Annotated in this window: 5 protein-coding genes and 1 pseudogene; 4 read left to right on the forward strand and 2 right to left on the reverse strand. The window is 70.3% G+C overall.

Annotation, left to right across the window (positions count from 1 at the left end; genetic code table 11):
• Nucleotide 1 precedes the first annotated feature (1 nt).
• Complete coding sequence (locus F6X53_RS21695) at nt 2–532, reverse strand: regulatory protein RecX (RefSeq protein ID WP_238297014.1); 531 nt, start codon at nt 530–532, stop codon at nt 2–4.
• A gap of 248 nt (nt 533–780) precedes the next feature.
• Here F6X53_RS21695 and F6X53_RS21700 point away from each other — a divergent pair, with 248 nt between their 5' ends.
• On the forward strand, nt 781–2,202 hold the full coding sequence (locus tag F6X53_RS21700) for a TAXI family TRAP transporter solute-binding subunit (RefSeq protein ID WP_151002448.1): 1,422 nt from the start codon (nt 781–783) through the stop codon (nt 2,200–2,202).
• A gap of 20 nt (nt 2,203–2,222) precedes the next feature.
• On the opposite strand, the gene F6X53_RS21705 is transcribed toward F6X53_RS21700, so the two are convergent.
• On the reverse strand, nt 2,223–3,716 hold the full coding sequence (locus F6X53_RS21705) for a sensor histidine kinase (protein ID WP_151002439.1): 1,494 nt from the start codon (nt 3,714–3,716) through the stop codon (nt 2,223–2,225).
• 190 nt (nt 3,717–3,906) lie between these two features.
• Here F6X53_RS21705 and F6X53_RS21710 point away from each other — a divergent pair, with 190 nt between their 5' ends.
• The 3 genes and pseudogenes from F6X53_RS21710 to F6X53_RS21720 all read left to right on the forward strand — a co-directional run bounded on the left by F6X53_RS21710 (nt 3,907) and on the right by F6X53_RS21720 (nt 8,829).
• Complete coding sequence (locus F6X53_RS21710) at nt 3,907–4,320, forward strand: response regulator (protein WP_151002449.1); 414 nt, start codon at nt 3,907–3,909, stop codon at nt 4,318–4,320.
• Between the two features lie 107 nt (nt 4,321–4,427).
• On the forward strand, nt 4,428–5,828 hold the full coding sequence (locus tag F6X53_RS21715; protein ID WP_151002440.1) for a sensor histidine kinase: 1,401 nt from the start codon (nt 4,428–4,430) through the stop codon (nt 5,826–5,828).
• Between the two features lie 377 nt (nt 5,829–6,205).
• Nucleotides 6,206–8,829: pseudogene (locus F6X53_RS21720) on the forward strand (TonB-dependent receptor).
• Nucleotides 8,830–9,590: the final 761 nt, after the last annotated feature.

Below are 9,590 nucleotides of genomic sequence, written 5' to 3' on the forward strand. Positions count from 1 at the left end.
CTCATGCGTCGTCCGTCTCCGCCTCCGCCTCGATGGTCGCGCGGGCAAGGCCGTAGGGGAAGCCGGCGCGCGCCAGGGCGGCGAGGTCCCGGTCGCGGTTCGCCGCGCGGGTGCCGGGCCGGCGGAAGGGCCCGAGGCGGCGGCGCTTGGCGTAGGCGCGGGCGGCCTGCGCCTCGATGGCGTCGGCCTCGCCCTCCGGCGCCGCCTCCCGCTCGGCCTCCATGGCGGTCTCGATCGCCTCCCGCGAGACCCCCTTGGCGGCGAGCTTGGCCGAGGCGCCCCGGGCCGAGCTGCCGCGCCGCCGCAGGGTCGCGAGGCGGGCGGCGGTGAAGCGGGCATCGTCCACGAGGCCGCTGCGCAAAGCGCGGGCCACCACCGTCTCGATCATCGGCGCGAAGGCCTCGGGCGCCTCGCCCCGGGCGCGGGCGCGCTTCTCCACCCGCCGCCGCAGGGTCCGGCGCAGCATCTCGGTCGAGGCGCTGTAGCGCTCGAGATAGTGCAGCGCGGCCCGCTCCAGGTAGGCGGCCGTCACGGGCGGCGTGGGCCGTTCTGGTTTGGATCTTGCAGGCTCTCGACCTGCAAGATCCGGCCTTGCAAGGTCGGGCTTTGCGTCTGCGGCCTCGGGATTGTGACCCGGCCGTTCTGCAACGTTTCGCACGGACATCAGTTCTTCACGATCTGGACAGGTTTACGTTCCATGAATCGGGGATGGAAAGCACGCAACGCCGCAGGGGCTTCCACGGTGCCGCCGATCGCGACGCAACCCGGAACGGCAGCCGCATGCCGGCCGTCCTGTTGAGACGCGAGTGGCTCCTCGTCCTGCTCGCCCTCGGGCTCGCCGCCATCGCGGCGGCCGTGGTGTACCTGTCGCGCCCCACCACCCTCACGGTCGCGGTCGGGCCCCGCGACGGGGCCGAGGCCACCCTGATGGAGGCCTATGCCAACGCGCTCGCCCGCGGGCGCGAGGATGTCCGCCTCAAGATCCTGCCCTTCGACGACGTGCGCGACAGCGCCGCCGCGCTCCAGCGCAACAAGGCCGACCTCGCCGTGGTGCGGCCCGACGTCTACCTGCCTGAGAACGGGCTGACGCTCGCCATCCTGCACGACGAGGCCCTCGTCATCGTGGCGCCGGACGCGGCCGAGATCGAGAGCTTCCCCGACCTCGCCCGCAAGCGCCTCGGCATCGTGGTGCGCCACAGCGCCGACACGCCCTTCCTCAACAACCTCCTGGCCTTCTACGACCTCGCCGCCGAGGAGAATCCGGACGGGGCCGAGCTCGGCCCGGGCCGGGTCGCCCTCGTGCCCCTCCGGCCCGCCGAGGTCACGGCGGCCATCGCGGAGAAGCGCGTGGACGCGGTCGCGGTGATCGCCAACCCCGCCTCGAAGGCCGCCACCGCCACCGTGCGGGCGGTGGAGCTCGGCACCCCCGACAAGAAGATCGACTTCGTGGCCGTCGCGGACGGCGAGGCGATCCTGACGCGCTTTCCGGAATTGCAGGCGGTGACGATCCCGGCCGGCACCTTCGGGGGCCGTCCCAAGCGCCCGGAGGACGAGGTCAAGACGGTCGGCGCCTCCTACCGGCTGATGGCGCGGGGCTCGGTCAGCCGGGTCGCGGTGGCCTCCGCCACGCAGCACCTGTTCGAGTGGCGCTCGAAGCTCGCGGCGGCGGCCCCCATCGCCAAGCTGATGAAGGCGCCGGATTTCGACACCACGGTTGCGGCGACCTCGGCCCGGCTCCCGAACCATCCGGGCGCGGTGGATTATTTCGAGCGCGAGCAGCAGACCTTCCTCGATCGCTACGAGGATTACATCTACCTGTTCGCCTTCTTCGGCGGCACCATCGGCTCCGGCATCGCCTGGCTCGGCCAGCGCCTCGCCCGCAAGCGGCGCGAGCGCGTCGACATCGTGCTCGACCGGCTCCTCGACATCCTGCGCGAGGTCCGGGCCGCCACCGCGAAGGCCGAGCTCGACGCCATCGCGGTGGAGACGGACGAGCTCGTCGCCGACGTGGTGCGCCACGCCCGCGAGCGCACCATCGACAACCGCACCGTCAGCGCCCTGATCCTCGCGGTGGACGCGGTCCATGCCGCGATCGGCGATGCCCGCCGCCAGATCGGCGCGGCCGCCGAGGACGAGACCCGCGCCGGCGCCCGCGCCCGCACCGCGCGCCTCCTGGCCCTGCACGTTCCGGCGGCGGAGTAGGCGCGGCGCGAAGCGCCCGCTCACGTCGCTTCGGAGGGGGCCTGCCGCAGGGGCAGGCACACCGTGAAGGTGGTGCCGCTGCCCAGGGTGGAATGCAGGTCGATGCGGCCGTCGAGGGCGCGGACCAGGGCGCGGACATGGGCGAGCCCGATGCCCTCGCCCGGCTGCTCCTGGCTGCCGGCGCGGCGGAACAGCTCGAAGACCCGGCCGTGGTCGGCCTCGGCGATGCCCCGCCCGTTGTCGCTCACCGTGTAGAGGGCGCCGCCGCCGGCGCTCCGGCCCGCGATCCGGATCCGGCCGGGCCGGGCCGGATCGAGATACTTGATGGCGTTGTCCAGGAGGTTGCCGAAGATCTGCTCCACCGCGAGCCGGTCGGCCAGGAGGTCGGGCATCGGCCCGATCTCGACCGCGGCGCCGCCGCGCTCGGCCTGGTGGCGCTGCACGTCCGCGAGGCCGCGCAGGATCGCCCCCATGTCGAGGGGTTCGGGCCGGAACTGGCGCTTGCCCTCGCGCGAGAGGCGCAGGATCGCCCCGATGAGGCGCTCCATCTTGCCCACCGCCGCCTGGATGAAGCCGAGGGATTCGGTGAAATCCGCGTCGAGGGCGGCCGCCCGCGGGTCGTCCCCCAGCGCCGCCGCGATGTCCTGGCGCAGGAGGTCGAGCTCGCTCGAGAAGCCCATGATGTTGACGAGCGGCGCCCGCAGGTCGTGGCTGACGATGTAGGCGTAGCGCTGCACCTCCTCGTTCGCCTCGGCGAGCGCCAGGCGCGCGCCGCGCTCGGCGGTGATGTCGGTGTTGGTGCCGAACCAGCGCGAGATCGCGCCTTGCGCGTCGCGGATCGGCAGGGCGCGGGACAGGAACCAGCGGTACTGGCCGTCGGCCCCGCGCAGCGGGAAGGTGTCCTCCCAGGGCGTGCCGGTCGCGACGGCGTGGGCGAATTTGGCCGCCGCCGCCTCCAGGTGGTCGGGATGGTGGACGCTCCGCCAGCCGTCATTGACCATGGCGGGGAGGTCGCTGCCGGTATAGTCGAACCAGCGCTGATTGTACCAGTAGAGCGCACCCGTCGCGTCGGCCATCCAGGCGAGCTGCGGGATCGCGTCGGCCATCACCCGGAAATCGCTCTCGCGGGCGAAGAGGTCGGCCTCGGCCCGCTTGCGGTCCTCGATGTCGATGCAGACGCCGCCCCATTCGAGGATCTCGCCCGCCTCGTCGAGGACCGGCGCCGCGCGGGCGTTGAACCAGCGATAGCTCCCGTCCCGCATCCGGATCCGGTACTCGACGGCGTAGCGCTCATGGCCGGCCAATGCGGCGTTCCAGGCCTCGGCCGTCCCGGGCCGGTCGTCGGGATGCACGGCGTCGAGCCAGCCCCAGCCCCGCACCGCCTCGGGCGTCTGGCCCGTATAGGCGCGCCATTCCGGCATGTCCGCGACCTGACCGTCGGCGGCGGTGGTCCAGGTGATCTCCGCGATCGCGGCGACGAGGGCGCGGTAGCGCTTCTCGGTGAGCGTGGGCACGGCGGGTCGTCTCCGGGGCGGGGCGGCGGCCCAAGCTATAGGAACTTCGCTCTCCCCGAGAAAGGCGCCGCCCGATTTGCCGGGCCGCCGCTTCCTGCTAGATCTGCGGCGGAAGACCGGGAGCGCACTCCCCCCGGGGCCATGGGGCCCGGCTTCGGGAGAGCACGGCGTGAACCCGGTTCACATCATCATGATCGAGGACGATGAGGGCCATGCCCGCCTCATCGAGCGCAACATCCGCCGGGCCGGGGTCAACAACGACATCACGGCCTTCCGGGACGGCACCTCGGCCCTCGCCCATCTCCTCGGGCCCGACGGCTCCGGCCAGGCGCAGGCCGGGCGCTCCCTCCTGATCCTGCTCGATCTCAATTTGCCGGACATGACCGGGCTCGACATCCTGGCGGCCGTGAAGGGCAACGAGCACCTGCGCCGCTCCCCCGTGGTGGTGCTGACCACCACCGACGACCAGCGCGAGATCCAGCGCTGCTACGATCTCGGCTGCAACGTCTACGTGACGAAGCCGGTGAACTACGAGGGCTTCGCCAACGCGATCCGCCAGCTCGGCCTGTTCTTCTCGGTCATGCAGGTGCCCGAGACGGCCTGATCCCCGCGGCCCCGCGACCCTGCCCTGCAACTGCTGCAATTGCCCGCGATGGATCGGCGTCGCGCGGGCCCGGCCATCCGGTCTGCCGATGGAGCCTGAAATCGGCTTTGGCCCTGCACCTTCTCTACATCGATGACGATCCGGGCCTGGTCCGCCTCGTGGCCCGGAGCCTGCGGGCCCGCGACTGCACGGTCGAGCACGCGCCCGACGGCGCGGCCGGGCTCGCCCGGATCGCCCGCGGCGGCGTCGACGCGATCGCCCTCGACCATCACCTGCCCGGCGAGACCGGTCTCGACATCCTGGCGCGCATCCGCGCCCTGCCGGAGCCGCCGCCGGTCATCTACGTCACGGGCTCGGAGGATCTGCGCATCGCGGTCGCGGCCCTGAAGGCGGGCGCGGCCGATTACGTGCTGAAGGACGTGGCCGGGCATTTCCGCGAGCTTCTGGCTCAGGCGATCGAGACCGCGCTCGCCCAGGAGCGCCTGCGCCGGGAGAAGACGGAGGCCGAGCAGCGCCTCGCCGCCAGCCAGGAGCGCCTCGGCCTCGCTCTCGGGGCCGCCGGGATGATCGGCACCTGGGACTGGGATCTGTCCGCGGACCTGATCTACGCGGATGCGAATTTCGCCCGGATCTACGCCGTCGACCCGGAGGATGCGGCGCGCGGCGCCCCGCTCGCGCAGTATATCCGCAACTTCCACCCCGACGACAGGCCGGCCTTCCAGGCCGAGCTCGACCGCACCTTCGCGGGGGCCGGCGACTTCAGCTGCGAGTACCGCATCCTGCAGGCCGACGGCTCGGTGCGCTGGATCCTGGCGCGCGGGCGCTTCATCCGCGACCCGGAGGGCGTGCCCCAGCGCTTCGCCGGCGCCTCGGTGGACATCACCGAGCGCAAGCAGGCGGAGGAGCGCCAGCGCCTGCTGATGCAGGAACTCGCCCACCGGGTGAAGAACACCCTGACGCTGGTCCAGGCGATCTGCCTGCAGACCCTGCGGGGTGACGCCACGCTCGCGGAGGCGCGCGAGACCATCACGGCGCGCCTGCTGGCGCTCGCCCAGGCCCACGACCTCCTGCTCCAGGGCAGCTGGACGGAGGCGAGCCTCCTCACCCTGGTGGAGGGCGCTGCGCGCCTGCACGGCCACGGCGCGACCGGGCGCTTCCACATCGCGGGGCCCGACGTCACCCTCGGCCCCAAGGCGGCCCTGTCCATCGCCCTGGTGCTGCACGAGCTCGGCACCAACGCGGCGAAATACGGGGCGCTCTCGACGCCCGACGGGCATGTCGCGGTGACCTGGGCGCGCGATCCCGCCGAGGCCGAGCCGATGCTGCGGTTCCGCTGGCGCGAGGTCGGCGGCCCCCCGGTCAGCCCGCCGAGCCGGCGCGGCTTCGGCTCCCGCCTGATCGAGCGCAGCCTCGCGGACGGCCTCGGCGCGAAGGTCCGCCTCAGCTATCCCACGACCGGCGTCACCCTGAGCCTCGACGCGCCGCTCTCCGCGTTCCGCGAGAGCTGAGGCCGGCTTTTCCGCGCGACCGGATCGGCAGATCTCGGCATGACAAGTTTCGGCATGACAGATCTCGGCACCAAAGGTCTCGCATGGGGCTCGATCGCCTCGGAGCATCTCGCTCTGAGTGTATTTATGTAAAGTCAAGCAGTTTCAAGTTGTTTTTTGCCGAAATTGCCGTCTCTCATTGCCGTTTTTGCCTGATCCAAGGCATTTAGACCAGTTAAAATGTTGCCCGGAAAGCACGGGACTCGGTTGATGGACTAATCGACCCCGCGCGAGTGGATCAAAATTTTCGTGATCTCGTTGCGTGCCGGGCGATATAGTTCATGACTTAGGCAGTGCCGTCGAACGAGCGGCGAACTAGTCTTGGGTCACGGAACACAATGCCGACAATCAGACGGGGCTTGGCGGCGTCGGTATCGGCGCTGCCCTGGTTGGTGCTGCCCGGCGCGGCGTCCGCTCAGCAATCGGTCCGGCTCGACGAGATCAGCGTCGTGGCGACGACCCCGGTCGGGGCCGGCGGCCCCTCGCGCTTCGCGCAGGATCTCGACGCGGCGGGCATCCCCGCGCCGACGGGGCCGGCCTCGCCCGGACCCGGCCTCCCGCCGCGCCTGCGCGGCGGCGAGCTGCCGCTGTACAAGATTCCCAGCACCGTCGAGACCGTCACGGCGGCTGACATCGCGGTCGATCGCGGCACCGGCAACGTCCTGGCCACGCTCGCCCGGCGCACGCCCGGCATCAATCTCAACGATTCGCAGGGCAATTCGAACCGGGTCGACGTGACCTATCGCGGGTTCACGGCCTCGCCGGTGGCGGGCGTGCCGCAGGGTCTGGCGGTCTACCAGAACGGCGTGCGCATCAACGAGGCCTTCGGCGACGTCGTCAATTTCGACCTGATCCCGCCGCAGGCGATCCAGCGCATCGACGTGGTCACGGGCAACCCGGTCTTCGGCCTCAACGCGCTCGGCGGCGCGGTCAACATCCAGATGAAGAACGGCTTCACCTGGCAGGGGACCGAGATCACCGCGCTCGGCGGCTCGGACGGCCGCATCGCCGGCTCGATCGAGTACGGCAAGATGATCGGCCCGTGGAGCTTCTACGTCACCGGCGACGGGCTGAACGACCGCGGCTGCGCTACCAGAGCCCGAGCACGATCGGCCGGCTCTACGCCGATCTCGGCTATCGCACCCCGGATTCCGAGTTCCACCTGATCGGGCTCGCCGCGCGCAGCTTCTACGGCGCGGCGGCCGCGACGCCGGTCGACCTCACGCATGTCAACAATCGCGCGATCTTCACCTATCCGCAGACCACCACGACGGATGTCGGGAGCCTTCAGGTGACCGGCCGGGTCGACATCTCGCCGAGCTGGGATCTCGCCGGGAACGCCTATTTCCGCCGCTACGACCAGAACTACGTCGACGGCAATCAGGGCAATTTCGAGCAATGCAGCCGGCAATCGAGCTTTCGCGGCTTCCTCTGCCTGCAGGATGACGCCTACAACGTGAATGCGCCCCCGACCGGAACCGCCGCCCGGACGGCCTTTGCCAACCAGTTCGTGATCCGGGGCCTGAACGGGCAGACCATCCCGTTCGTGTCCCGGACGACCCCGTACGGGACGGTCGACACGACCAGGACGCAGGCCACGGGCTATGGCGGCTCGCTGCAGGCGGCCAACCATGACCGCATCTTCGGCCTCAGCAACAACTTCGTGATCGGCGGCAGTATCGATGCTGCCAATTACACGTTCAAATCGTCGAGCACGCTCGGCGTCATCAACCCCGACCTGTCGGTCACGACCGATCCGAACAACCCCTATTACGGCCTCGTTCCGGGGCTCGGCACCACCTATCTGCGCACCCAAGGGGCGCTCGGCCTCGCCCCGAGTTCGGTCAGCGGCTCGAACCTCTATCTGGGCGTCTTCGCGACGGACACGCTCGACCTGACCGATCGTCTCTCGCTGACGGCGGGGGCACGGCTCAACTTCGCGCGCATCGCGACCCAGGATCAATCCGGTCTCTCGCCGGACGTCACCGGCACGCATTACTACAACAAGGTCAACCCGGTCGCCGGCCTGACCTATCGCTTCTTCGACGCTCTCGCGCTCTACGGCGGCTATTCCGAGTCCAACCGGGCCCCGACCCCCTTGGAGCTGTCCTGCGCCAATCCGAACCAGCCCTGTCTCCTGCCGAACTCCCTCATCGCCGATCCGAAGCTGAAACAGGTGACCGGCCAGACCTACGAGGTCGGCTTCCGCGGAAACCTTCCGAACTTCTATGATGCCGGTCTGGTGACCTACAAGATCGGCACCTTCCGGACGGATCTGGCCAACGACATCATCTCGCTCGCGACCCCCGGCAACGCCGCGCGCGCCTATTTCGTGAACGTGCCCTCCACCCGGCGGCAAGGCGTCGAGGTCGGGGCCGAGTACACGGCGGATTGGCTGCGCGTCTACGCGAACTACGCCCTTGTCGACGCCACCTTCCAGTTCAACGGGACCCTGTCGTCGCCGAACAACCCCCTGGCGAGCGCCGGGCAGGCGGGTGGTGCGGTCGGCGGCGATCTGATCCCGAATGGCGGCATCCGCGTGCGCCCCGGCGACAAGGTTCCGCTGATCCCGGCCCACCAGATCAAGGGCGGCTTCGATGTCTACATCACGCCGCAATGGAAGGTGGGCCTCAACGTGTCGGCCTTCTCCTCGTCCTACTATCGGGGCGACGAGTCGAACCTGAACCGCAAGCTGCCCGCCTATTACGTGATGAACCTGACCACGAGCTACCAGGTGACCAAGAACCTGGAGGTCTTCGGGCTCGTCACCAACCTGACCAACAACCGCTATGCCACGTTCGGCACCTTCGCGGAGACCGGGGCGGTCACGAACACTTTCTCGATCTCGGATCCCCGCACCACCACCCTGGCACAGCCCCTGTCGATCTATGGCGGCATCCGGTACGCCTTCGGCCCCGATCCGGTCCCGATGTCGCCGGAGCCGATCATCCGCAAGTATTGATCCTCCGGCCGGACCCCGTCCGATCGCGGATCGCGGGTCCCTCCGCGGCCTGCACGCACCGACAAAGATCTTGACATAATTCCTATTCCGTGCTTTCTCTCTCGAACCTGCCGCCCACCTGTTGGGGGCCTGCCCGGGGCCGACCGGGCGGGCACGGACGGTGGGGCGGTGCCCGCGTCGGTGGTCTCGGCCATCACCGCCCCGGGCGGCGGCTCGACGCAACGCCGGCTCGGAGCGCGGCGGTGGACCGGTGGAGGAAATGCCCCGGCCCCCGACCCTCGTCTGGGCGGTACGGACAGATACTGCGGCGCCGCCCACGACGAGGCGGCGTGCGACGCAGGCTCGCTCGGATCTCCACGGGGACGATACGCAACCCGCTGGATCGATAGCGCAGGTCGAGTTGGCCGGAAGACACCGCGACGCGACAAGGCGGCCCGCGCCGGACGGCGCGGTCCGTGGGACGCCGGGAGACCGGATTGATTGTTGCGCTTGAGTGGTCTCGCGGCGTCCCGCGTCCCCCTCGACGCTCCCGAAGCCATCGCCCCGGAGCGCATCCGCTCGCGGGGCCGAAGGCGCGTGCCGGTTCCGGGACGCGAAAGGATGATTCTTTCCGGAATCGGCGCCCCTAGAGCCGCGCCCGATCGCGTTGCAACGGGCTGGAAAATCGGCAGCCCCGGTCCGGTTCGGCGCGACGGCCCCCTCTCCCGTGCGGGAGAGGGTTGGGGTGAGGGGTGCGCGTTGTCCGGAGAAGTCGCACCCCT

The sequence above is a fragment of the Methylobacterium soli genome, from assembly GCF_008806385.1.
GTDB classification, from domain to species: domain Bacteria; phylum Pseudomonadota; class Alphaproteobacteria; order Rhizobiales; family Beijerinckiaceae; genus Methylobacterium; species Methylobacterium soli.

Coding starts and splice junctions, on each gene's coding strand:
- F6X53_RS21700 (WP_151002448.1), top strand. CDS start 781: ATGCCGGCCGTCCTGTTGAGACGCGAGTGGCTCCTCGTCCTGCTCGCC.
- F6X53_RS21710 (WP_151002449.1), top strand. CDS start 3,907: ATGATCGAGGACGATGAGGGCCATGCCCGCCTCATCGAGCGCAACATC.